This window comes from Bradyrhizobium sp. 154 (genome assembly GCF_023073875.1).
GTDB lineage: Bacteria > Pseudomonadota > Alphaproteobacteria > Rhizobiales > Xanthobacteraceae > Bradyrhizobium.
This window is the reverse complement of record NZ_JADPKG010000027.1, coordinates 89,619-112,246: the sequence shown is the minus strand read 5'-3', so window position 1 is coordinate 112,246 and position 22,628 is coordinate 89,619. Positions and strand designations below refer to the sequence as shown.

The 22,628-nt window shown below is 64.8% G+C and carries 24 protein-coding genes; 15 read left to right on the top strand and 9 right to left on the bottom strand.

Annotated features, from left to right (window positions below; genetic code table 11):
• Nucleotides 1-3: 3 nt before the first annotated feature.
• Entirely contained in the window at nucleotides 4-222 is a 219-nt protein-coding gene (locus IVA92_RS05265) for a cysteine rich repeat-containing protein (RefSeq protein ID WP_247281631.1), read from the top strand.
• A 12-nt stretch (nucleotides 223-234) separates the two neighbouring features.
• Here IVA92_RS05265 and alr read toward each other — a convergent pair whose 3' ends face one another.
• Nucleotides 235-1,512 carry an alanine racemase gene (alr, locus tag IVA92_RS05260; protein WP_247281688.1) on the bottom strand — a complete coding sequence of 426 codons (1,278 nt, stop codon included), beginning with the start codon at nucleotides 1,510-1,512 and terminating at the stop codon, nucleotides 235-237.
• A gap of 56 nt (nucleotides 1,513-1,568) precedes the next feature.
• The gene (locus IVA92_RS05255) at nucleotides 1,569-3,074 is read right to left on the bottom strand and encodes a replicative DNA helicase (RefSeq protein WP_247281630.1); all 1,506 of its coding nucleotides are present in this window, start codon (nucleotides 3,072-3,074) and stop codon (nucleotides 1,569-1,571) included.
• A gap of 546 nt (nucleotides 3,075-3,620) precedes the next feature.
• Here IVA92_RS05255 and IVA92_RS05250 point away from each other — a divergent pair.
• Nucleotides 3,621-3,827 carry a transcriptional regulator gene (locus IVA92_RS05250; protein ID WP_247281629.1) on the top strand — a complete coding sequence of 69 codons (207 nt, stop codon included), beginning with the start codon at nucleotides 3,621-3,623 and terminating at the stop codon, nucleotides 3,825-3,827.
• A 3-nt stretch (nucleotides 3,828-3,830) separates the two neighbouring features.
• Here the strand turns inward: IVA92_RS05250 and IVA92_RS05245 are convergent, their stop codons facing one another.
• A complete protein-coding gene (locus tag IVA92_RS05245) occupies nucleotides 3,831-5,081 on the bottom strand; it encodes a cyclopropane-fatty-acyl-phospholipid synthase family protein (protein WP_247281628.1) in 1,251 nt (416 codons plus the stop codon).
• A gap of 277 nt (nucleotides 5,082-5,358) precedes the next feature.
• On the opposite strand from IVA92_RS05245, the gene IVA92_RS05240 reads away from it, so the two are divergent.
• The 3 genes from IVA92_RS05240 (at nucleotide 5,359) to IVA92_RS05230 (ending at nucleotide 7,515) form a co-directional block, all read left to right on the top strand.
• Nucleotides 5,359-6,336: a hypothetical protein gene (locus tag IVA92_RS05240; RefSeq protein ID WP_247281627.1), complete on the top strand. Its 978-nt coding sequence runs from the start codon at nucleotides 5,359-5,361 to the stop codon at nucleotides 6,334-6,336.
• A gap of 107 nt (nucleotides 6,337-6,443) precedes the next feature.
• Entirely contained in the window at nucleotides 6,444-7,067 is a 624-nt protein-coding gene (locus IVA92_RS05235) for a TetR/AcrR family transcriptional regulator (protein WP_247281626.1), read from the top strand.
• Nucleotides 7,051-7,515 (top strand): PaaI family thioesterase, encoded by a 465-nt coding sequence (locus IVA92_RS05230; RefSeq protein WP_247281625.1) that lies wholly within the window; start codon nucleotides 7,051-7,053, stop codon nucleotides 7,513-7,515. The genes IVA92_RS05235 and IVA92_RS05230 overlap by 17 nt, the downstream gene beginning before the upstream one ends.
• 112 nt (nucleotides 7,516-7,627) lie before the next feature.
• Here the strand turns inward: IVA92_RS05230 and rplI are convergent, their stop codons facing one another.
• The 4 genes from rplI to rpsF form a co-directional block, all read right to left on the bottom strand.
• On the bottom strand, nucleotides 7,628-8,227 hold the full coding sequence (rplI, locus tag IVA92_RS05225) for a 50S ribosomal protein L9 (RefSeq protein ID WP_247281624.1): 600 nt from the start codon (nucleotides 8,225-8,227) through the stop codon (nucleotides 7,628-7,630).
• Nucleotides 8,228-8,275: 48 nt separating this feature from the next.
• Nucleotides 8,276-9,256, bottom strand: a complete 981-nt coding sequence (locus IVA92_RS05220; RefSeq protein WP_247281623.1) for a DUF2232 domain-containing protein — start codon at nucleotides 9,254-9,256, stop codon at nucleotides 8,276-8,278.
• 133 nt (nucleotides 9,257-9,389) lie between these two features.
• On the bottom strand, nucleotides 9,390-9,629 hold the full coding sequence (gene rpsR, locus IVA92_RS05215; RefSeq protein WP_212371059.1) for a 30S ribosomal protein S18: 240 nt from the start codon (nucleotides 9,627-9,629) through the stop codon (nucleotides 9,390-9,392).
• A 5-nt stretch (nucleotides 9,630-9,634) separates the two neighbouring features.
• Nucleotides 9,635-10,105, bottom strand: a complete 471-nt coding sequence (gene rpsF / locus IVA92_RS05210) for a 30S ribosomal protein S6 (protein WP_247281622.1) — start codon at nucleotides 10,103-10,105, stop codon at nucleotides 9,635-9,637.
• Between the two features lie 336 nt (nucleotides 10,106-10,441).
• Here rpsF and IVA92_RS05205 point away from each other — a divergent pair, with 336 nt between their 5' ends.
• From IVA92_RS05205 to gmk, 9 genes are all read left to right on the top strand, one after another.
• A complete protein-coding gene (locus tag IVA92_RS05205) occupies nucleotides 10,442-11,149 on the top strand; it encodes a TetR/AcrR family transcriptional regulator C-terminal domain-containing protein (protein WP_247281621.1) in 708 nt (235 codons plus the stop codon).
• Nucleotides 11,150-11,152: 3 nt separating this feature from the next.
• Entirely contained in the window at nucleotides 11,153-12,178 is a 1,026-nt protein-coding gene (locus tag IVA92_RS05200) for a fatty acid desaturase family protein (protein WP_247281620.1), read from the top strand.
• Between the two features lie 172 nt (nucleotides 12,179-12,350).
• A complete protein-coding gene (gene fabD / locus IVA92_RS05195) occupies nucleotides 12,351-13,310 on the top strand; it encodes an ACP S-malonyltransferase (protein WP_247281619.1) in 960 nt (319 codons plus the stop codon).
• A gap of 11 nt (nucleotides 13,311-13,321) precedes the next feature.
• On the top strand, nucleotides 13,322-14,059 hold the full coding sequence (gene fabG, locus IVA92_RS05190; RefSeq protein ID WP_247281618.1) for a 3-oxoacyl-[acyl-carrier-protein] reductase: 738 nt from the start codon (nucleotides 13,322-13,324) through the stop codon (nucleotides 14,057-14,059).
• A 312-nt stretch (nucleotides 14,060-14,371) separates the two neighbouring features.
• Nucleotides 14,372-14,611 carry an acyl carrier protein gene (locus tag IVA92_RS05185; protein ID WP_008551805.1) on the top strand — a complete coding sequence of 80 codons (240 nt, stop codon included), beginning with the start codon at nucleotides 14,372-14,374 and terminating at the stop codon, nucleotides 14,609-14,611.
• 108 nt (nucleotides 14,612-14,719) lie between these two features.
• Nucleotides 14,720-15,985 carry a beta-ketoacyl-ACP synthase II gene (gene fabF, locus IVA92_RS05180; RefSeq protein WP_247281617.1) on the top strand — a complete coding sequence of 422 codons (1,266 nt, stop codon included), beginning with the start codon at nucleotides 14,720-14,722 and terminating at the stop codon, nucleotides 15,983-15,985.
• A gap of 125 nt (nucleotides 15,986-16,110) precedes the next feature.
• Nucleotides 16,111-17,394 (top strand): endolytic transglycosylase MltG, encoded by a 1,284-nt coding sequence (mltG, locus tag IVA92_RS05175; RefSeq protein WP_247281616.1) that lies wholly within the window; start codon nucleotides 16,111-16,113, stop codon nucleotides 17,392-17,394.
• A gap of 122 nt (nucleotides 17,395-17,516) precedes the next feature.
• Nucleotides 17,517-18,404, top strand: a complete 888-nt coding sequence (locus tag IVA92_RS05170) for a YicC/YloC family endoribonuclease (protein ID WP_247281615.1) — start codon at nucleotides 17,517-17,519, stop codon at nucleotides 18,402-18,404.
• 3 nt (nucleotides 18,405-18,407) lie between these two features.
• The gene (gene gmk, locus IVA92_RS05165; protein ID WP_247281614.1) at nucleotides 18,408-19,067 is read left to right on the top strand and encodes a guanylate kinase; all 660 of its coding nucleotides are present in this window, start codon (nucleotides 18,408-18,410) and stop codon (nucleotides 19,065-19,067) included.
• On the opposite strand, the gene IVA92_RS05160 is transcribed toward gmk, so the two are convergent.
• Entirely contained in the window at nucleotides 19,000-20,238 is a 1,239-nt protein-coding gene (locus tag IVA92_RS05160) for a hypothetical protein (RefSeq protein WP_247281613.1), read from the bottom strand. The genes gmk and IVA92_RS05160 overlap by 68 nt on opposite strands.
• Nucleotides 20,239-21,262: 1,024 nt before the next feature.
• Between IVA92_RS05160 and IVA92_RS05155 the strand changes: the two genes are divergently transcribed.
• Nucleotides 21,263-21,880, top strand: coding sequence for a cupin (locus tag IVA92_RS05155; RefSeq protein ID WP_247281612.1), 618 nt, complete (start codon nucleotides 21,263-21,265; stop codon nucleotides 21,878-21,880).
• 41 nt (nucleotides 21,881-21,921) lie between these two features.
• Here the strand turns inward: IVA92_RS05155 and IVA92_RS05150 are convergent, their stop codons facing one another.
• Nucleotides 21,922-22,623, bottom strand: coding sequence for a Crp/Fnr family transcriptional regulator (locus IVA92_RS05150; protein ID WP_247281611.1), 702 nt, complete (start codon nucleotides 22,621-22,623; stop codon nucleotides 21,922-21,924).
• Nucleotides 22,624-22,628: the final 5 nt, after the last annotated feature.

Here is a 22,628-nt window from a genome sequence, read left to right as displayed (position 1 = left end):
ACAATGTCCAAGTTGAGCTTTATTGCCATCGCACTTGTCGTCGCGTTCTCCGGAGGCGCATCGGCACAATCGTCCGATCCGCGCGGCGCGTGCAAGGCGGACTATGACAAATTCTGCGCCGGCATCGCGCCCGGCGGCGGCATCGTCGCCTGTCTGAACGGCAAGCGCGATCAGCTCAGCGCGACCTGCAAGGCGGCGCTGGACAACCGGAAAAAGAAGTAAGCGAGGAGCAGTTCAGCTCCGCAGCGGCGGCGGGCTTGCCGGCTGCTCGATCGACGGCGGGGAGGGCGGCTGCTCAACTGCCTGTGCGGCAGCTGGCTTTGTCACCGGCTCCACGATATTGCCGCCCTTGTAGAGGCGGGCATAGCGGCGGCCGAGGCTGGTCAGCACCTCATAGCCGATCGTGCCGAAATGATGCGCGAGCTCGTCGACGGTAATGCCCTCGCCGAGCAGCGTCACCATGTGGCCGCGCCGCGCCGCGTTCGGCGGCAGGTCGGTGATATCGATTGCGATCAGGTCCATCGAGATGCGGCCCGCGACCGGGCAGCGTTTTCCGGCCACGATGACTTCGGCGCCGCGGGTGCCGTCATTGGAGCTGGCGGCGCGGAAATAGCCGTCGGCATAGCCGACCGCGATGATCGCGAGCTTGGTCGGCCGCCGTGCGGTCCAGGTGCCGCCATAGCCGACGGTCTCGCCGCGCTCGATGGTGCGGATCTGCACGATGCGCGCCTTGAGATCCACGACTTGCTGCATCGGATTATCGGCCTCCGGCGTCGGATTGACGCCGTAGAGTGCGGCCCCAGGCCGCACCATGTCGAACTGGAAGGGCGCGCCCAGGAAGATGCCGGAGGAATTGGCGAGCGCCGCCGGCACGCCGGAGAACTCGCTGGCGATGCCGCGGAAGGCTGCGAGTTGTCTTGCATTCACCGGGCTGTTGAGCTGCTCGGCCGAGACCAAATGGCTCATCACCAGCGTGATGCCGTGATCGCCGGCATTGATGCGGGGGATGATGGCCTGCGCTTCCGCAAGCGTCAGGCCGAGCCGGTTCATGCCGGTGTCGATGTGAACAGCGGCGCCTCCGGTCCAGCCGGTGCGGCGGCAGAACACGTCCCATTCGGCGAGCTCGTTGAGGTCGCCGATCACCGGCCGGCAGTTGATCTTCGCATAGTGCTCGCCGGTGTTCTGGAAATAGCCGCTGAGCACGTAGATCGTGGGCTCCGGCACGGCCGCGCGCACCTTGCGCGCTTCCTCTATGGTGGCGACGAAGAAGGTCTTGCAGCCGGCCTTGCTCAGGGCACGCGCGACTTCGGCGGCGCCGCAGCCATAGGCGTCGGCCTTGATAACCGCCGAGCACTCGGCCGGCACCGCCGTCTTCTCGAGTTTGCGCCAATTGGCGATGATGGCGTCGAGATCGACGGTGAGCACGCCGCCATAGGCGGCGAGCGCGGCAGCCTGACTGGCCTCCGCGGAGAGAAGACCGGATTGCGGGATCGTTTTCGGGTCGGACGCCATTGTCATGGCGCCGTTTTACGCAAGAGGCCCCAAGGGTTCAACCCGGGGAACAGTTTCTAATAGTCGCTGCGATCCGGCAATTGGCCGTCATGGGCGAGGTCGCCGAAGCGGGTGACGGAGGCGTCGAAGTGCAGCTCGACCGTGCCGGTCGGGCCATGGCGCTGCTTGCCGATGATGACTTCGGCCCGGCCGACCGTGCGTTCCATGTCGGCCTGCCATTTGGCGTGCTCCTCAGTGCCGGGACGCGGCTCCTTCATGGCGAGGTAATATTCCTCGCGGAACACGAACAGCACGACGTCGGCGTCCTGCTCGATCGAGCCGGATTCGCGCAGGTCCGAGAGCTGCGGCCGCTTGTCGTCACGCGACTCCACCTGACGCGAAAGCTGAGACAGCGCGATCACGGGGACGTTGAGCTCCTTCGCCAGCGCCTTCAGGCTGGTCGTGATCTCCGTGATTTCCTGCACGCGGCTGTCGCTGGCGCGCTTGCCTGAGCCGGACAACAGCTGGATGTAGTCGATCACCAGGAGATCGAGGCCCTTCTGGCGCTTGAGTCGGCGGGCGCGCGCCATTAGCTGCGCGATCGACAGGCCGCCGGTGGCGTCGACATAGAACGGCAGCGATTGCAGCTCGATCGAGACCTGGCGGATCTTCTCGAAATCGGCTTCCGTGATGCCGCCGCGACGGATGTGCGAGGAGGGGATGCCGGTGCGCTCGGCCACGATACGCGTGGCGAGCTGGTCGGCCGACATTTCGCAGGAGAAAAAGCCGATCACGCCGCCATTGGCGGCCTTCATGGTGCCGTCGGCCTGGAGTTCCGGAACATAGGCTTGCGCGACGTTGTAGGCGATGTTGGTCGCCAGCGAGGTCTTGCCCATACCGGGACGTCCCGCCACGATGATGAGGTCGGAATGCTGCAAGCCGCCCATCTTGGTGTCGAGATCGCGCAGGCCCGTCGAGATGCCTGACAGCTTTCCGTCGCGCTGGAACGCCTTCGCCGCAAGATCGACGGCGACCGTCAGCGCCTGCGAGAATTTCTGGAAACCGCCGTCATAACGGCCAGACTCGGCAAGTTCGTAGAGCTTGCGTTCGGCGTCCTCAATCTGCGCCCGCGGCTGGAAATCGACGGGCGCGTCGTATGCGACATTGACCATGTCCTCGCCGATGCCGATCAGGTCGCGCCTGAGCGACAGGTCGTAGACGGTGCGGCCGTAATCCTGGGCGTTGATGATGGTGGTCGCTTCGGCCGCGAGCCGCGCCAGATATTGCCCGATGGTCATGCCGCCGACATCGGTATCGGCGGGAAGGAACGTCTTCAGCGTGACGGGCGTCGCGATCTTGCCCATCCGGATCAGGCTGCCGGCGGTCTCGAAAATGGTCTGGTGTAGCGGCTCGAAGAAATGCTTCGCCTCCAGGAAGTCGGAGACGCGATAGAAGGCGTCGTTGTTGACTAGGATCGCGCCCAGGAGGCTCTGTTCCGCCTCGATATTGTGCGGCGCGCTCCGATAGGCGGGCGTTCCGGCGTCGGGCGCGAGTTTGAGAACGTTCGAATCAGTCAGGGCCATGGTCGGACGTGCTTAGCAATTTTCTTGGGCGGATGCGGGGCGGGGATAAAGCGCCGCTGCAGGCGAAAGCGGAAGCAAAAGCTGACCGCTATCAACCGTTCAGTGAAAATGGTGGATGATTGGCCGCCGCAGCACGCCCCACGCTTGACGGATTTTCGCGGAACCGGGTGCGGCTTGGGAGCGGACGCACCCGCGCGGTGGAAAAAGCCTGAAGCCGTGAACCTTATGGATTGGCGCGCAGACCCATCGAAGAGCGCGCGAATTGACGCACGCTGGGAGCTTTCGGCTGGGATTCAGACCAGCAGGAGGTAGACCAGCGCAGCCAAGGCCGCCCCGACGCCAGTGACGATCAGGGCGTAATCGGTGCGGAGGTCGTTCTGCACGTCGAATGCGGTTTGGGTCTCTTTGCGCATGGCGACGATCTAAGCCAAGTCCGACCAGCTTTGTGTGAAGCAGATCACATCTTCCCGGATTCTTTCGGGTAGAGCCGGAACAGGCCGGCGGGCAGGGGGTTGTCCCCGACCCACCAGCAGGGAGACGCAAGCGATGCGGCCAGAACGGCAGCAGCAGATGTGGCGAAGCGAGGCAGGCAGCCGGCTTTGGCTAGCTGGACTGATCGCGGCCATGGAGCACGCCGAGCGGCCTGAAGTGCGGCGTCAGCCGGTTGCACCTGAAGTGCTTTTGGAATTGCGGACGCAACTGGCGCTAAGCGCCTCCTTGCGGCTTTCCCAGATTTCCGGCCTGCATCATTAGGGCCTATTCACCTGCCAGCTTGAGCCTGGGCTTGGCGCCGCCCTCGATGGCCCGCAGCCGGGCCTCTTCGCGCGCGATGTAGTCGCGCGTCATCGGCACGATGCCCTGGCGCCGGGTGAGCTGGATCTGGAAGTTCATCATCGCCTGCTTGCGGAAGGTCATTTCGCAGGCCGCCAGGTAGAACTCCCACATCAGCGCGAAGCGCTCATCGTAGAGCTGCACGGCCTCCTCGCGCCGCGCCATGAAGCGCTCTCGCCAGGCTTTGAGCGTCTCGGCGTAGTGCAGGCGCAGGATCTCGATGTCGCAGACCAATAGGCCCGCCCGCTCGATCGACGGCAGCACCTCGGACAGCGCGGGGATGTAGCCGCCGGGGAAGATGTATTTGGCGATCCAGGGATTGGTCGAGTCCGGTCCCTGCGAACGGCCGATCGAATGCAGCAGCATGACCCCGTCCTCGCTCAGGAGCTCGGCGCAGCGCTGGAAGTAGGTGTCGTAGAAGCGGGCGCCGACATGCTCGAACATGCCGACTGAGACGATGCGGTCGAATGGGCCTTCGATGTCGCGGTAGTCCTGCAGCAGGAATTTGGCCGAGCCCGTCAGCCCCTTTTCGGCGGCGCGTGCATTGGCGATCCGCAATTGCTCGGTTGACAGAGTGATGCCGGTGACGTCGGCGCCCGCGATCTCGGCAAGATAGAGCCCGAGCCCGCCCCAGCCCGAGCCGATGTCGAGCACACGCTGGCGGACCCCGACGAGCAGCTTCGCGGCGATGTGCCGCTTCTTGGCGAGCTGCGCGTCATCGAGCGTCGTCTCCGGCGTCTCGAAATAGGCGCAGCTATATTGCTTGTCGGCATCAAGAAAGAGCGAATAGAGCCGGGCGTCGAGATCGTAGTGGTGCGCCACGTTACTGCGCGAGCGCGAGCGCGGATTGAACTGCTTGAGGTGGCGCGTCAGATAGCGCAGGTGCCACCACGGTTTGGCCCACTGCGGCAATAGGTCGGGTTGATCCAGCAGGATCGCGAGGGCATCAGCTATGGTGCCGTGTTCGACCACGAACTCGCCATCCATGTAGGCTTCGCCAAGCCCGAGTTCGGGATTGATGAGGATTTTTCGTTCTGCGTCTTTCGTGACGAAGCGGACTGCGACCGGGGCGCCGGAGCCGTCACCGACGGTGAACGTCGTCCCGCTTGCGCTGGTCACCGTCATCGACCCGCGCCGGATGAATTGAGACAGAAACTTATGCAACAAGCGGTCCATCGGCATTTCCTCTCGAGCGGACCCGAAAGATGCGACTAACCCGGCCTTCATATCTGACGCCCAGGCGCCGCAGCGGTTCCTATGCGTTTGCATCTAAAATCTAGCGAGCCAGTTCCGGCTCCGCCATTGCGCTGTGCTCAAAGCCGATATTCGAAAAGCGCTTAATCACATCCTTGCGCGCGGGCCTGCTTCCATTCGCGGCGCAATCGGATAAAAGGTGACCGCCGCCGCGCGGGATGCCGGTGCACCTCTCGTATTTCAGTGGAGATGATGGGAAATGTCGAGCCGAGCGTTCAGTCTCGCGACGGTACTGCTTCTGATCGGCTTCGGCGCGACCGATACCGTTCTTGCGCAGGCAACGAACCTCGAGGCCGGCAAGACTCCGTCCCAGCTCTTCGCGCAGACCTGCAATGCCTGCCACAAGAGCCCGCGTGGACTTCTGAAGTCCGTGGCGCCGAGTTCGCTGCCGGGATTCCTGCGCCAGCACTACACCACGAGCTCGGACATGGCGGGCATTCTCGCCTCCTACCTCGTCTCCAATGGTGCCACCGACACCCGGTATCAGGCCAAGGACGGCAGGGACAAGAAGGACGGCACCAGGGAGCGAGAAGCCAATACAGCTCCGGGCCAGTCCGAACATCAGGGCCGCCGCCAGCGCTCGCAGGAGGCCGCCAAGCCGGAGGGCGAGGGGTCCGCTCCTGCGGTCGAGGGCCCGCGCCAAAAGCGTGCTGCGCGGCCGGCCGACGAAGGCATGAAATCCGAAGGCCAGGCAGCACCCGAGGGACGCAAGGCCAAGCGCCGCGGGAAGCCCGGCACTGAGGAAGCACCGAAGTTCGACGCCGCCGCGCCGGCCACTGAAGACAAGAAGAGCGAGCCGAAGGCCGAGTCGAAGCCTGAGACGGTCAAGCCCGACAGGGCCAAGGTCGAGCCGAATCGTGACGAGACCGAGCCCGACAGTGGCACGGCATCGGAGAAGCCCGCCGACGCCATGCCTGATAGCGCGAAGGTAGAGCCGCGCGGCAGTGAAGCTCCGTCGCTGCGCCCGGATCCGGTGCCGCAGGTGACGCCGTCTGCACCAGCCGCCGTGAAGCCGACCGAGCCGGCCGCGCCCAGAGCGACGGAAGAGGCGGCTCCGACTGCGCCTGCTGCCAGCTCCGAACCGGCCAAGGCGCCGGCACCTCCCGCGACCGCTGCAGCCCCGCCTGCGCCGCCGGCCGAGTCGTCCGGCCCGCCGACGCCGCCGATCTCGCGCTAAACCAGCTTGGTTTTGATGGACATGCGCCGACCGCGTTGATCGCGGCCTCCGCACCGTATTGACGAGGCCTAGAGTGATACTCTAGATTAATGCTCTAGGAGGCGGCAATGACGTCGAACGTGCGAGACGACCTGTTGGCGGCCGGGCTGATCGTGTTCGACCGCGTCGGCTTCGAAGCCGCGACGGTGGCTGCGATCCGCACCCGGGCGCGCGCCTCCAATGGCAGCTTCTTTCACGCCTTCGGCTCAAAGAAGGAGCTCGCCGGTGCGCTGTTCCTGCAGGTCCTGCGGCACTATCACGCCGCAATGCTGACCGCGCTCAATCCCGTGCCCGGTGCGGAGCAGGGCATCGATCGGCTGATCCGGGCGCATCTTGAGTGGGTCGTGAGCAGCCGGCGCGAGGCGCGCTACCTCTTCGAGATTTCCCGCAGCGAGTGGGGCGAGGAGGTTCGCGATGCCCAGCGCGCGCAGAACGCGCGCCTCGCCGACGGCATCGAGCGCTGGCGCGCGCCGCTGGTTGCACGCGGTGAGCTCTTGCCGATGACGCCGGCAATGTTCATCAGCCAGCTGATCGGGCCGGCGCAGATCTTCTGCCGCGCCTTCCTGTCGGGACGCGACCACACCGACCCTCGCGGGGAGGCCGACATACTGATCGCCTGCGCCATTCGGGCGCTAAGGCCGTTCGACCGCATCAACCAGCAACAGGACAGAGTGCATGTCAGCCGCAGCTGATCCGGAGTTCGCACCGATTGCCGACCGCATCCACGCCAATGTCGGCCGGCAGGGCTTCATGACCCTGGTCGGCGCCGAGCTTTCGGACTTGTCGCGCGGCAGCTGCACGATCGCCGTGGATCGCCGGCCGGAGCTGCTGCAGCAGCACGGCTTCTTCCACGGCGGCGTCACCGCCTTCCTGATCGACAACGCCACAACGATCGCAGCCGCGACCTCGCGTGGCCAGCCGGCGCTGACGGCGGAGTACAAGCTCAATTTATTGTCGCCTGCAGTCGGCGAGAAGCTGATCTGCCGTGCCCGGGTGATCAAGCCGGGCCGTCAGGTCTCGGTGGTTGCGGCCGACGTATTCTGCGTCAGCGACGGCGTCGAGAAGCACACGGCAACGGCGCTGGCCTCGATTGCGATGCTGAGCGAGGACGCCGCGAAAACGAAAAGCCCGGCCGCCTGAGGCAGCCGGGCTGATTTTGAGCTCGTCATTCCGGGGCTCGCGAAGCGAGAACCCGGAATCTCGAGATTCCGGGTCTGGTCCTTCGGACCATCCCGGAATGACGACATTGGAGTTACTTCTCTTCCGTAGCCGGCGCCGGCTCGACCTCGTCGTGCTGGGCTTCCGGATCGAAGAACTCGCCGGCCGCGGCGATTGCCTCGGCAGCCGCGTCGCGGTCCTCGTTGCGGGTCGAGATGTCCTCGCCGCGGTTGATGCGCTCGGCCTCGTCCTGGCTGCGCGCGACCGTCACGGTGATGTCGACCTCGACCTCCGGGTGAACGGCGACGGTGACCGTGTGCTTGCCGATTGTCTTGATCGGTGCGTCGAGCTGCACCTGCGGGCGGTCAAGATGGACGCCGTCGGTTTCGAACGCCATGACGATGTCGCGCACGGTGACCGAGCCGAATAGCTGGCCGGCTTCGGAGGCCTGGCGGATCACGATGATGTTCTTGCCCTGGATCTTTTCGGCGACCTTGGACGCTTCGCCCTTGGCCTGGAGGTTGCGAGCCTCGAGCTCAGCCTTCATGCCGTCATACTTGGCACGGTTGTCGGCAGTGGCGCGCAGCGCCTTGCCGCGCTTGAGCAGGAAATTGCGGGCATAGCCGTCGCGAACCTTCACGACTTCGCCCATCTGGCCGAGCTTGGTGACGCGTTCCAGCAAAATGACTTCCATATTCGTTCTCCTTTGAAGGGATCTGAGTTTCAGTTTCCGGGGTTGAACTTAAGAGGTTGGCAGCGGCGGCGGCCGCCGGCTGCGCAGGAAGCGCTCGCGGAAGCCGAACACGGCATCCGCAAGACCGAGGATCACCATCGCGATGACAGGCCATCCGAACACGACGACGACGGCGTAGGTCGAGCCGAGCCAGAAGGTGCGGCTCTTCAGCGCCAGTGTCAGCGTATGCAGCACGGCAAAACCGGTCAGCGCATAGCCCATCATCAGCGCGGCCGTGGTGATCTGCGCGACGATCGCGAGCAGCCCGCCGGTGAAGCAGAAGGCGAGCGCGATGCAGAGCGCCACGAGCGTCATCGGCGGCAGCTCGGCCGCCTTCAGGTCCGGCCAGGGACGACGCAGCCGGCCCGACGTCGCGGTCACCTTGGCGCTGAGCCAGAGGCTGAGAGTCAGCGTCATCATCGCGACGATGGTGGCGGCGGCCGGTGCAATGCGCACGAGTGCGTCAACGAACTGGCTGGCTTCACCCGAAGTTTGCGGATCGGCGGCGGGGAGGAGGCGCATCAAGCCCCCCCGCAGCGTGCCGCTGATGGTGTCGGCGTCGGTGCCGAGCGTGAGCAGGGCGGCAATGGTGGTCAGCGCGGCGAAGCCTGCGATCCAGAGCAGGATGCGGCCGACCGGATACCACTCGATCTCGGGCTCGGCCGGCGGCTCGACGGCAGAGATATCTGGTGCGACGCTTCCCACTGGCCGGCCAAGCAGGACGAGATGGCCGAGCCACCAGGCCGGCAATGCGACGGTGACGGCGAAGGCGATGCAGTAGGGCAGGCCGAACAGCGCGCCGAGGCCGATTGCGGCGGCAATGCCGCCGAGGCACGCGCAAAGCGGCCCCCAGCCGATCGCGGCGACCATCAGCGGCAGCGGTGCGAGATAGAACAGGACGAGCGAGATCAGCGCGCCCGAGATGATCGAGGCGAACATCAGCGCCGACGCGGCGCCGGCGATCAGGGCTATCAATCCAAAGGCCATCATCAGCTGTCCCGCTCCCTTCGAGCGGTTAGAGGCGTCGTTTGCCCCAACCATCGGCGACCGGACGACCCGGAGGCCTTATGATTTCAGAATATGACGACCGGCGGCTCAGCGGCCGCCGGTCGAATTGGTCGTGTCAGCGAATGACGTAGGGCAAGAGGCCCAGGAACCGCGCGCGCTTGATGGCGCGGGCGAGCTCACGCTGCTTCTTCGCGGACACCGCGGTGATGCGGCTCGGCACGATCTTGCCGCGCTCAGAGACGTAACGCATCAGCAGCTTGGAGTCCTTGTAGTCGATCTTGGGAGCATTGGTGCCCGTGAACGGGCAGCTCTTGCGACGACGGAAAAACGGACGGCGTGCACCAGCTTCAGCCATTGATCTTACTCCGCATCCGCAGTGGTTTCAGCTTCTTCGCGCGGACGGCGCGGACCGCGGTCACCGCGGAAGCCGCCCTCACGGTCGCCGCGGAAGCCGCCTTCACGCTCGCCGCGGAAGCCACCGCCGCGGTCGTCACGCTCGCGATCACGATCGGCCTTGCGCATCATCGCGGACGGGCCTTCCTCAAGCTCCTCGACGCGGACGCTGAGATAGCGGATCACGTCTTCGCTGATGCGCTCCTGGCGCTCGATTTCGGCGATCGCCGCGGACGGCGCATCGATGTTGAGCAGCACGAAATGAGCCTTGCGGTTCTTGTTCATGCGATAGGTGAGGGAGCGAACGCCCCAATTCTCGGTCTTGGTGACCTTGCCGCCGAGACCCTCGACGATACCGGTCATCTGTGCAGTCAGCTCTTCGACCTGCTGCGGGCTCGCGTCCTGACGCGCGAGAAAAACATGCTCGTAAAGAGGCATGGAAGTCCTTTCCTCATGTTGGCGCATCGCCCGGCGTCAAGCCCTTAAGAGACCTTCGGAAAGGACTCTGGGATTAAGCTCAGAAGGCGGAAACACGGGACGACGGGCCGACTGGCCCTGCCACACCAAAATCACGAATGATTTGCTGAGACCGTCCGTTCAGCTCCCGGCCGGGGTCTGCGGATGTGCGCCTTATACGGATTTTGGCCGGCTTTGCAAGGTTGGGGGCCAAGTCTCGGCTCGCACAACCGAAGGCGGGTGGTGGTCGGCCCGCAAATCGAATCAGCTTGACCTGTTTGTTTGTATGGCATACAAAGAAGTCAGCGGGAGGATCCAATGGCAGACAATTCTGCCCATGCTCCGTTTGAACCGGGCGCCAGCGACCCCAAGCACGCCGCGCGCGCCACACGCACGGCCGGCCGCAAGATGCGGTCGCTGCTGTTGGATGCGGCAAGCCCGCTGTTCCGGGAGCGGGGGCTGTCGGGCACGTCGATCACCGACATCGCGGCCGCGGCGGACGCGTTCCCGAGCCAGATCACCTACTACTTCCGCACCAAGGAGGCGCTGTTCGTCGAATGTGCCTGCCGCGAGCTGCTGTATCTGGCGCGCGCAACGGAACAGGCGGCGCTGAGGACGCGCACGCCGCAGGAATACACGCACGCGCTGGCGGAGACGGTCACGGCGAGCGATTCGGTCGCCTTCTTCGCCGAGGCGCTGACGCTGACGCGGCGTCGCCAGGATCTCGCACCCCTGGTCGAGCGCACCATCGAGCGCCTGCACAGCGAAGGCGCGCGGGCCTATGCAAGCCAGGTCGCACGACACGGCTGGCGCACGCTGCGCGCGCCCGATGAAAGCTCGCGGCGGTTCTGGGCCGTTGCCATCGGCGTCATCCTCGAAGGCTACGCCATGGGCCGATCGCCGGAGGAGCTCTGCAGCGAGATGCTGCGCGTGCTCGGTGAGCAGGCGAAATCCACGGGCGAGGCTGCGCGCCTGCGTCTTGTCGAGCAGCGCGACGCGCCGAGCAATTCGAACGAGGAGAGTTAGGCCATGACCGCGCTTCGCATGCGTGCCCGCGATTTCCTGACCGACGATCAATTGGCCGACGTGCGCCAGCGCGTGACGTGGAAGGGCGTTGCGCTGATCGCGCACGCCTGGGCGCTCATCATCGGTGCGATCGCTCTGGTCGCGTGGTGGCCCAATCCGCTGACGTACATTCTCGCCGTCGCCATCATCGGCTCGCGCCAGCTTGGACTTGCCATCCTCATGCATGACGGCGCGCATGGCTGCTTGTCCGCCGATGAGAAAACCAATCTGGCGCTGAGCCAATGGTTCTGTGCCTATCCGCTGTTTGCGGAGACGCGGAGCTACCGGCGCTATCACTTGCAGCATCACGCGCGCACCCAGCAGGACGACGATCCCGATCTGGTGCTGTCGGCGCCGTTTCCGATCACCAAGCTGAGCTATCGCCGCAAGTTCATTCGCGACATCACCGGACAGACCGGCTACCAGCAGCGCAAGGCGCAATTGCTCAACGCGCTCGGGCCAAAGGACTGGGCATGGCGGCAGCGTGCGGCGCATTTCTGGGAGAAGCTCGGCCCACAATGCGTCGTCAATGCCGCAATGTTCGCTGCGCTCGCGGCGGCCGGCGTGTGGTGGGCCTATCCATTGCTATGGCTGGTGCCGCTGCTGACCTGGATGATGGTCATCACCCGCATCCGCAACATCGCCGAGCACGCCGTCGTCCCTGACAGCAATGATCCCTTGCGCAACACTCGGACCACGCATGCCAATTTTCTCGAGCGCCTGTTCATCGCCCCGTACTACGTGAATTATCATCTCGAGCATCACCTCTTGTTCTATGTGCCCTGCTACAATTTGCCGAAGGTGCATCGCCTGCTGAGCGCCAGCCGGCATGCCGACCGCATGGAGGTGCAGCCGGGCTACGCCGCGGTGCTGCGGCTTGCCACCGCGAAGCCAAATCAGGACGATCGGCCGGGGCAACTGGTCAACAGCGCGCGCCGCGCGCGGGCGGGGGCAGAGGTCGACGTCAACCAGACGGCCGGCGGATTCTAGGAAACCGTATCACCGGTTGAATCCGGCCGGGGTTCCCATCTTGGCTTGACATTCCGACCCCGGACAGTGTCTACGGCCCCCTTTGGAGCGTGATCCGGAACCTTGGGCTGAGGCCGCGCGTAGTCGGCTGCCGGTTCTCGTGAGGATCACGCCCGACATGCAGGGAGCGCCGATGACGGCAGCATTTACATTTCCGGGGCAGGGGTCCCAGGCGGTTGGCATGGGCAAGGCCCTCGCCGACGCCTTTCCGGCAGCGCGCGCCCTGTTCGACGAGGTCGATGCTGCGCTTGGGGAGAAATTGACGGCGACCATTTGGGATGGTCCGGCCGAGACCCTTCAGCTTACCGAAAACGCCCAGCCAGCGCTGATGGCGGTCTCCCTCGCAACCTTGCGCGTGCTGGAGAGTGAAGCCGGTTTTTCCGTCGGGCGGGACGCAGCCTTCGTCGCTGGCCACTCGCTTGGTGAATATTCGGCGCTGGCTGCGGCCGGCGGCCTGAGCATCTCCGATACCGCTCGGCTGCTTCGCACCCGCGGTCTCGCAATGCAAAAAGCCGTGCCAGTCGGTGCCGGCGCAATGGCCGCGCTGCTTGGCCTCGACTACGAGGCCGCCATCGAGGTCGCCGATGAGGCGGCGCAGGGGCAGGTCTGCCAGGCCGCCAACGACAATGGCGGCGGGCAGGTGGTGGTCTCCGGCGACAAGGCGGCGGTCGATCGCGCCGTCGAGATCGCCAAGGGCAAGGGCGCCAAGCGCGCGATGCTGCTGCCGGTGTCGGCGCCGTTTCATTGCAAGCTGATGCAACCGGCCGCCGACGCCATGGCGGAGGCGCTCTCGACGGTCACGATCAAGGCGCCGGCCGCGCCGTTGGTGTCGAACGTGCTGGCGAGCGCCATCACCGATCCCGACGAGATCCGTCGCCGCCTGGTCGAGCAGGTCACGGGCACGGTGCGCTGGCGTGAATCGGTCGCCTATATGGCAGGGCAGGGCGTCACCCGTTTCTTCGAGATCGGCGCGGGCAAGGTGCTTACGGGACTCGTCAAGCGCATTGCGGACGGTGCCGTCGGCGTTGCGGTTGGCGGTCCGAGCGATATCGCTGCCGCCAAGGATGCACTGGCCGCTGCCAAGCAGGCTTAGAGGAGTACTTCATGTTCGATCTGACTGGCAGAAAGGCGCTCGTCACCGGCGCGACCGGCGGCATCGGCGGCGCGATCGCGCAGGCGCTGCATGCGCAGGGCGCTGCCGTTGCGATTTCCGGAACACGCAAGGACGTGCTGGACGAGCTTGCCGGCAGGCTCGGCGAGCGCGCCTTTGTGCTGCCCTGCAACCTCTCCAAGGCCGATGAGGTCGAAGCGCTGGTGCCCGCCGCGGAAGCCGCGATGGGACAAGTCGACATCCTCATCGCCAATGCCGGCATCACCCGCGACAATCTCTTCGTGCAGCTTCGCGATGAGGATTGGGAGGAGGTCATCAATGTCAATCTGACCGCGACCTTCCGCCTGGCGCGCGCGGCGACCAAATTGATGATGCGCAAGCGCTTCGGCCGCATCATCGCCATCACTTCGGTGGTCGGCGTCACCGGCAATCCGGGACAGGGCAATTATACAGCATCGAAAGCGGGCCTGATCGGCATGATCAAGACGCTCGGCGCCGAATACGCCAAGCGCGGCGTGACCGCCAATTGCATCGCGCCCGGCTTCATCAAGACGCCGATGACGGATGCGCTCAATGACAAGCAGCGCGAAACGATTCTGACCAAGGTTCCGGCTGCCCGCCTGGGGACGCCCGAAGACATCGCGGCAGCCGCCGTCTACCTGAGCTCGAACGAAGCGGCTTACGTCACCGGGCAAACCATCCACGTCAACGGCGGCATGGCCATGATCTGACGCCTCGTGCCGCACCGCCGGTCAGACCGGTGCCGGATGCGGCAAACGGCCGTTTCCGGAGCGAAATGAGGCTTGTAGTCAAGGCAATTGAAGTATGATAACCGGACCTACAACGGATGGGCAAAGAACGCCATTGCAGGTTTTTGAAACCCTGTATATTGGCGATGCGGAGCCTTTGGCCGTCGTTCGCCGGGGCCTGCATCGGTTAGGATGGGCCAAATCAAAGTTCGTAAGCGAAGGCAGTCAAACGACCACGACGGCTCGTATCGTCCCGGGGGGTCGGGTCTACAGGGAACAACACGAGGTTAAGCAATGAGTGACATTGGCGAGCGGGTTAAGAAGATCGTGGTCGAACACCTTGGTGTTGAACCCGAGAAGGTTGTCGACAACGCGAGCTTCATCGACGACCTCGGCGCCGACAGTCTGGACACCGTCGAACTGGTGATGGCGTTCGAAGAGGAATTCGGTTGCGAGATTCCGGACGACGCTGCGGAAACGATTCTCACCGTCGGCGACGCTACGAAGTTTCTCGAGAAGAACGCGAAGAGCTAAGGCTCTTCAATTTCGCGGGGACAACATTGAAACCGGACGGGCCGCTTCGCAGCGGTCAGCCGGTTTCTTGTTATTGGCCGTGAATCTTTCGATACGGAGTTTTCGGATATGAGGCGGGTCGTCGTCACGGGTCTCGGCATGGTGTCGCCACTCGGCTGTGGCGTCGAGCCGACCTGGAAGCGCATCCTCAACGGCGAGAGCGGTGCGCGCAGAATCGAGAGCTTCGACGTCTCCGATCTTCAGACCAAGATCGCCTGCACGGTCGTGCGCGGCGACGGGTCGAACGACACGTTCAATCCTGACAAGTGGATGGAGCCGAAGGACCAGCGCAAGGTCGACGACTTCATCATCTTCGGCATGGCCGCAGCCGGCCAGGCGCTCGACGATGCCAACTGGCATCCCGAGACCGAAGAGGACAAGTGCGCGACCGGCACCATGATCGGGTCCGGCATAGGCGGCCTCAACGGCATTGCCGACACCGCGATCCTGCTCAAGGAGCGTGGGCCGCGCCGAGTGTCGCCGTTCTTCATTCCCGGTCGTCTGATCAACCTCGCCTCTGGCTACGTGTCGATCGCGCACGGGCTGAAGGGACCGAACCATTCGGTGGTCACAGCCTGCTCGACCGGCGCGCACGCGGTCGGCGATGCCGCTCGCCTGATTGCGCTCGGCGATGCCGACGTCATGGTTGCCGGCGGTGCGGAATCGCCGATCAGCCGTATCGGCATTGCCGGATTCAATGCCGCGCGCGCGCTGTCCACCGGTTTCAACGAGACGCCCGAAAAGGCCTCGCGTCCCTATGACAAGGACCGTGACGGCTTCGTGATGGGTGAGGGCGCCGGCGTCCTGGTGCTCGAGGAGCTCGAGCACGCCAGGCGACGCGGCGCAAGGATCTATGCCGAGGTGATCGGCTACGGCCTTTCCGGCGATGCGTATCACATTACCTCGCCGTCGCCCGATGGCGATGGCGGCTTCCGCAGCATGTCGGCCGCGCTCAAGCGTGCTGGTCTCACCGCATCCGATCTCGACTACATCAATGCGCACGGCACCTCGACACCGCTCGGCGACGAGATCGAACTCGGTGCGGTGGAGCGCCTGCTCGGTAACGCTGCCTCCAAGGTTGCGATGTCCTCGACCAAATCGTCGACGGGTCATCTCCTCGGCGCGGCCGGTGCGATCGAGGCGATCTTCGCCATTCTTGCGATTCGCGATAATGTCGTGCCGCCGACCATCAATCTCGACAATCCGTCGGTCGAGACCGCGATTGATCTCGTGCCGCACACGGCGAAGAAGCGTGAGGTCAATGTCGCATTGTCGAACTCTTTTGGTTTTGGTGGCACCAATGCGTCGGTGATCGTCCGGCGTTTGGCCAATTAGTTTGTGTTTGAGACGAATCCACCGTTTTGCCGTATTCGGCGATAGTCATAGAAGTGGGCGCGTGCATTTGGCTCGGCAAGTCATTGTCAGGCCGCGATTGAACCGGCAGGATTCAGGTTGCTTCGATGAGTGAAAGGCCGCCCATTTCGCCCCGGAGTCCGCGGGCTGCACTCGAGCCCGAGCAGGTCCCGCCGCCGCCCAAGCGATCGGACCGTGCGCGCAATCCCTTCGTGGTGGTTGGCAACGCGATCATCACGCTGCTGTTGCTCGCCATGCTCGGTGCCGGCGGCGTCTATTATTACGGCCGGCAGGTACTCGAGGCGCCAGGACCGCTGAAGGAAGACAAGATCGTCAACATCCCGCAGCGCGCGGGCAAGCGCGACATCGCCGAGACGCTGAACCGGGAAGGCGTGACCGACGTCAATCCGTGGGTGTTCATCGCCAGCGTCGCCGCGTTGAAGGCGAGCTCGGACCTCAAGCCCGGTGAGTATTCGTTCCAGAAGAACGCATCCTTGCGCGACGTCATCGCCACCATCGTCGAGGGTAAGGTGGTGCAGCATGCCGTGACGATCCCGGAAGGCCTGACCTCCGAGCAGATCGTGGCGCGGCTGTCCGACAACGACATTTTCACCGGCACCGTGCGCGAGCTGCCGCGCGAGGGCACGTTGCTGCCGGAGACCTACAAGTTCCCGCGCGGCACCACGCGCGAGCAGGTGATCCAGCGCATGCAGCAGGCGCACAAGCGGGTGCTGGCCGAGATCTGGGAGCGCCGCAACCAGGACATTCCCGTCAAGACGCCGGAGCAACTGGTGACGCTGGCGTCCATCGTCGAGAAGGAGACCGGCAAGCCGGACGAGCGCAGCCGCGTCGCGGCGGTGTTCGTGAACCGCCTAAAGCAGAGGATCAAGCTGCAGTCCGATCCCACGATCATATACGGCCTCGTCGGCGGCAAGGGCACGCTGGGCCGTCCGATCAAGCGCAGCGAGATCACGCAGCCCTCTCCCTACAACACCTATGTGATTGAGGGCCTGCCGCCGGGGCCGATCTCCAATCCGGGCCGAGCCTCGCTCGAGGCCGCCGCCAACCCGGCCCGCACCCGCGATCTCTATTTCGTCGCGGACGGCAGCGGCGGGCACGCCTTCACCGAGACCTACGACGCGCATCAGAAGAACGTCGCGAAGCTTCGTGCGATCGAGAAGCAGATCCAGAACGACACGGTCGAGCCGGCCGAGGACGCGCAGCCGCCGGCCGCTGCTGCGCCCGGCGCCGCCGATACACCGACCGCGACCACGCCGGCGCGGTCCAACCAGCAGAAAAAGCCACCCGCGGCCCGGCCGGCCAATCCAGCCAATCCCGCGCCGGCCCGGCAGGGCGCGGTGCAACCCTCGCCGCCGGTGGTCCAGCGCTAGGCCGGGGCTGCGCGCAGCGCCGTCCATCACACTTTGCGGATTACACTTTCCGGCAAAATAGTCTTAAGATTCGCGTGGCTTGATGTCCTCGCGAATCCCGAGTTTCTGGAGAATCTCAACCGATGGCGCTGTCGTCCATGACCGGGTTTGCCCGAAGCAACGGCGCAAGCGGGCCGTACACGTTCGAATGGGAATTGAAGTCGGTCAACGCCAAGGGTTTTGACCTCAGGGTGCGGCTGCCGCAGGGGTTCGACGAGCTCGAAGCCCACGCCAAGAAGCGCGCCGGCGAGCTGTTGTCGCGCGGCACGGTCTACGCCAATCTCAACGTCAAGCGCACCAACGCCGCCGCCACGGTCCGCATCAACGAGGACGTGCTCAACGCCGTGCTGAAGGCGGCGGCGCTGATCGCCGGCAAGGTCGATGCGGTGGCGCCGAGCGTCGACGGCCTGCTCGCCATCAAGGGCGTCGTCGAGGTCGCCGAGCCCGACGGCGACGAGGAGGAGGACAAGGCCGCACGCGCCGCCGTGGCGGAGGCCTTCGACAAAGCGCTTGCCGATCTCGTAGGGATGCGCAAGCGCGAGGGCATCTCGCTGGGGCAGATCCTGACCCAGCGCGTCGACGAGATCGAGCAATTGGCGAAGAAAGCGGAGGCTGCGCCCGGCCGCAAGCCGGAGGCGATCAAGGCGAAGCTCACTGAGCAGATCGCGGCCCTGCTCGACACCTCCGATCGTTTCGATGCCGATCGCCTGATGCAGGAAGCGATCCTGATCGCGACCAGGGCCGACATCCGCGAGGAGCTTGATCGCATCGCCTCCCACATTGCGCAGGCGCGCGAGCTGATCGGCAAGGGCGGTCCGATCGGCCGCAAGCTCGATTTCCTGGCGCAGGAGTTTCACCGCGAGGTCAATACCTGCTGCTCGAAGTCGAATGACATCGAGCTCACCAATACGGGACTCGCCATGAAGAATGTGGTCGAGCAGTTCCGCGAGCAGGTCCAGAATCTGGAGTGATCGATGACGACGGGCAGTCACGGAACTGACGGTGTCGAGCGCCGCGGATTGATGTTCGTGCTGTCCTCGCCCTCGGGCGCGGGTAAGACGACGCTGTCGCGGATGTTGCTCGAGCGGGAGCCCGGCCTGAAGATGTCAGTGTCGGCGACCACGCGCGAGAAGCGGCCGGGAGAGGTCGAGGGGCGCGACTATTTCTTCGTCGGCAAGCGCAAGTTCGAGACGATGGTGGAGCAGGGCGAACTGCTCGAATGGGCCACCGTGTTTGACAATCTCTATGGGACGCCGCGTGCTCCGGTGGAGGCAGCACTGTCGGCCGGGCAGGATGTGCTGTTCGACATCGACTGGCAGGGCACGCAGCAACTGCACCAGAAAGCGAGCGTCGACGTCGTTCGCGTCTTCATCCTGCCGCCCTCCGCGGCCGATCTCGAAAAGCGCCTGCATTCGCGCGCACAGGATTCCGACGAGGTGATCCGCAAGCGGATGAGCCGCGCCAGCCACGAAATGAGCCACTGGGCCGAGTACGACTATATCGTCATCAACCACGACGTCGACCAGGCCTTCGCCGAGGTACAGTCGATCCTGAAGGCCGAGCGCCTCAAGCGCGAGCGGCGGATTGGCCTTGTAGGCTTCGTGCGAAGTTTGCAAGGTCAGCTTCAAGGTTAGGCCGCGACAGGCGCGGCCCTTCCTTCACCAGCTGTTCCAGCATCGTCGTGATGACGTCGACGTCGACCGCATCCTCGTCGCGGCCTGCAGGCGCCTCATCGCGATCCTTGCCGATCTCGTTGGCGGCGAGCCGGGGCGCAGCGGCCTCGATTTCGAAATCCCGGTCGAACATCTTGATCTTGGCCTCGGCGGGCCTGACCTCGTCGGGTTCTGCGGCAGGGATCGCGGCACGCGACTTGCGCGCGTCGATCAGATCGATCTCGCGACCGATCGCGGCAAGTTTTGTCGCTTGTTTCGTCGCTTGCGGACGCGGCGCATCGAAGTCGATGGGGCGCGACGGCTGGGCGTTGGCCGACGTCGCATCGAGCCAGGGCGCGCGGCTTGCGTCCTGTTTCTGCGGCTCCCAATCGTCCCAATGTATGCGGCGGTCGGCGGACTGGACCCGGACGCGCGCGCCGGCGAAGCGGTAGATGAGGCTGGCGAGGATTCCGGCGAGCGCCAGCGCACCGCCAATCACGAGCAGCAGCATCTGGACCGAGCCGGTCGGCTTGTCGGTCGTGCTGTCTGCCGCGGCGGGTGCCGGGGAGGAAGGGGATTTTGATGGCTTTGCGCTCGGCTGGGCGGCTGTCGCGACAACGGCAGGCGCCGGCTGCGGCGCGGGCGGGGCGGAGGTTGCGGAGACGTCGGGCCACGGCGTGGCGGATTGTTGCGCGTTGCCGTCAGCGGTCTGATCTGCAGATGGTTGCGCCGGTGTCGCGCCTGCGGCTTGCGCAGTTGCGTTTGGTGCTTTGGCGGCGACACCGCTCCGTGCTGTCAGATATTCGGCGCGCGCATCCTGCGCCGGGTGCTGCTGCTGTTGCTGCTGCTGCTGCTGCGCCGGCGCGACTCCGGTCGGCGTATCGCTCGTAGCCTGCGCGCTCTGCACGGATTTCGCGCCGTCCTTGTCGTCGGCGGCGCGCAGATACCAGCACTGCCGCTTGGTCCCGCGCTCGATGCGATAGTACCAGTGCTGCCCCTGCGGCGCGGCGCCCTTGGGCGAGACGAGGCAGTCGGCGGCCGCGTTGGCCGTGCTCGGCGCGTTCTGCGCGTTCTGCGACACGGCGGCCAGTGGCGCGCCGGCAATGATGCTGCCGACTAGCGCGGATATGAATTTTGCGGTGCGGTTGCCCATCCTGGTCTCCCGGTTACGCATGACGCAACTCTTACTCGCCCCTTTGTCATCAAAGACTTGGGTGGCAATGAGCCGCAAATCCGGAGAGGATGTGGCTTGAATCGGGCTCGCGGCGCGTTGGTTCCGCCGCGAAATCGGGCCTTTTCGCGTCGCTGCTGGTCCCGCCGAACTCCAGGTCCGCCGCAGCTGCAACCGCTGCGGCCGCCGGCGCGCTCCCCGCGGCGCGTTTTTATTGCCCCCGTCGCCACTGCCGATGATTGATGCACGTGCCCGGTCGGGCCGCCACATCACCGCAGGACTTGACGCACAGACCCCGAGCGTCAGGACCACACGACTTCTCCGTCCGCGGACGGTCCCGCCTGAATGGCTGGAGGCTTGCGTGTGCCCGCCCCCGGCATCAACGAGACCGCTGTTACAGCATCGTGTCGCACCGCGCCGTGTGAGGACTCACGGTTGGCCGCCCTGTCAACCCACGGTTCGCGCCGACGCTGCCGCGTCCACCGCCACCCGGCCCGCGTCTCGTGACGGTCGCGAACGCCCCTTTGGGAGGGCCGGGTTGTCGCGGTGTATGCCACAATCCGAAATTCGGAAAAGAAAAATCTTTTCGCGGCGAGGGCTTGACGAGGTGTTTTGCTCGGCGGCCCCGGGGGCAACATCAACCCCGCCGCCCGTCGTCTCGGATTCTACGTCATTTGCAAGCAAGCGGAGCCGAAGCGGCTACGCACTGGCAGCCTTCGTTTCTGGGCGCTCCTTCTATTAGTCGTGATGGAAATAATCCGAACGTATTTCGTCGTGACTGGAAAGGTTGCGGCCAACGCCCTCACGTCAGACAACTCCGGACTATCGCCCTTCATGCAGCGCCGCGCACGGCCTCACCAATTGCATCGAAGGTCTACCGATTTTCGGCGGCTTGTTGCGGCGGCTGCGCAACGTACCGGAGTAGAAATCAAATGGCAGGCTGCGCAGGTTCTCCGTTGGAAACTTATCATCTCCGCAGCCGTTGAATCGCGGCTGAGGCGACGCTATGCCGGTTAAGGACCAGATCAAGAATCTCGCCAAGAAGCTGGTGGAGGAGCATCCCGACGCGGCGACACTGCGGGCGCTGGTGCGGGCTCGGAAGCCGGTGGCCATCCATTTCAGGGACGACGGCGTCGTGCCGAACAACCCGCATTTTCCGCTCTTGCACTATCGCGGGGCGGTGAACCTCAAGCCTCGGCGTTTTGCGCCAGAGGTCATCATCGACACGCTGTTCGATGCGAACGGCTGGGGCCGGTCATGGCGCGATACCGTGTACGACTTTGTGCACTATCATTCGCAAGTCCATGAAGTGATGGGTGTGGCGCGCGGCACGGCCAAGATCGAGTGCGGCGGGATCAAGGGGCGGGTTCTGCGCGTGAAGGCCGGCGACGTTCTGGTGCTTCCCGCAGGCATCGGACACCGGCTCATCGAGGCCAGCCGGGACTTTCTGGTCGTCGGAGCGTATCCGCGGGACGGAACGTATGACGAGTGCACCGACACAAGGGAGCGTCCAGACGCCATCAAACGCATCACCAAGGTGCGCAGGCCGAAAACAGATCCGGTGCTGGGACGTAACGGCCCGCTGCTCAAATCATGGCGGACGAAGCCGCGAGCGAGAGGGTAATGCGTCCAGCCCCAGCTCGAGCATGCGTTCACTCGCTGCGTTCAGCTCAGATAGTCAGGCGCAAAATCCGCAAGCCTTCGCAGTTCTTCGGGCTGCAACAGCTCGATCTCGCTGCCTTCCCACGCGATCAATCCGCGATGTCTCAGCTCCTGAATGGTGCGATTGACATGGACGATGGACAGTCCGCAGGCGTCCGCCACGTGCCGCTGTGTCATCGGCATCTGAAAGCAGCCGTCGGTGACGAGCCCGACGATCTCCAGCCTCGCGGCGAGCTCGCAAATGAGATGCGCTACCTTCGGCAGCGCTGCCTGAGCGCCGAGGCGGGCGATCCATTGCCGCGAGATCGCCGCGTCAATCAGCGTCTCGCGCCAGAACGCGCGGGTCAGGTGGACGGAGCCATCGAGAAGCTGCCTGAGCTGACTGTGCGCGACGGTGCCGACGATGCTTGGCCCGAGGCCGACGAGGTCCGCATCCATGGGTGATACCAGCAGCGTGTGCAGGCACGGCATGTCGCCGGGCACGTGGAATGCAAGGATCTGGCTGCGATCACCGACGATGCGGGCCTGATAGAAGAAGCCGCTCACAACAAAGACACAGCGCGTGGCGGCCTCGCCCTGGCGCAACACGATCTCGCCGTCCGCGACCTGGCGCAGCGTAGACGGCAAGCCGGCGATTTGCCGGCGTTCGTCCTCGGAAAGGCCTTCTATGGCATCGAGGCGCGCGATGAAATTCGGATGCGGCATGAGAC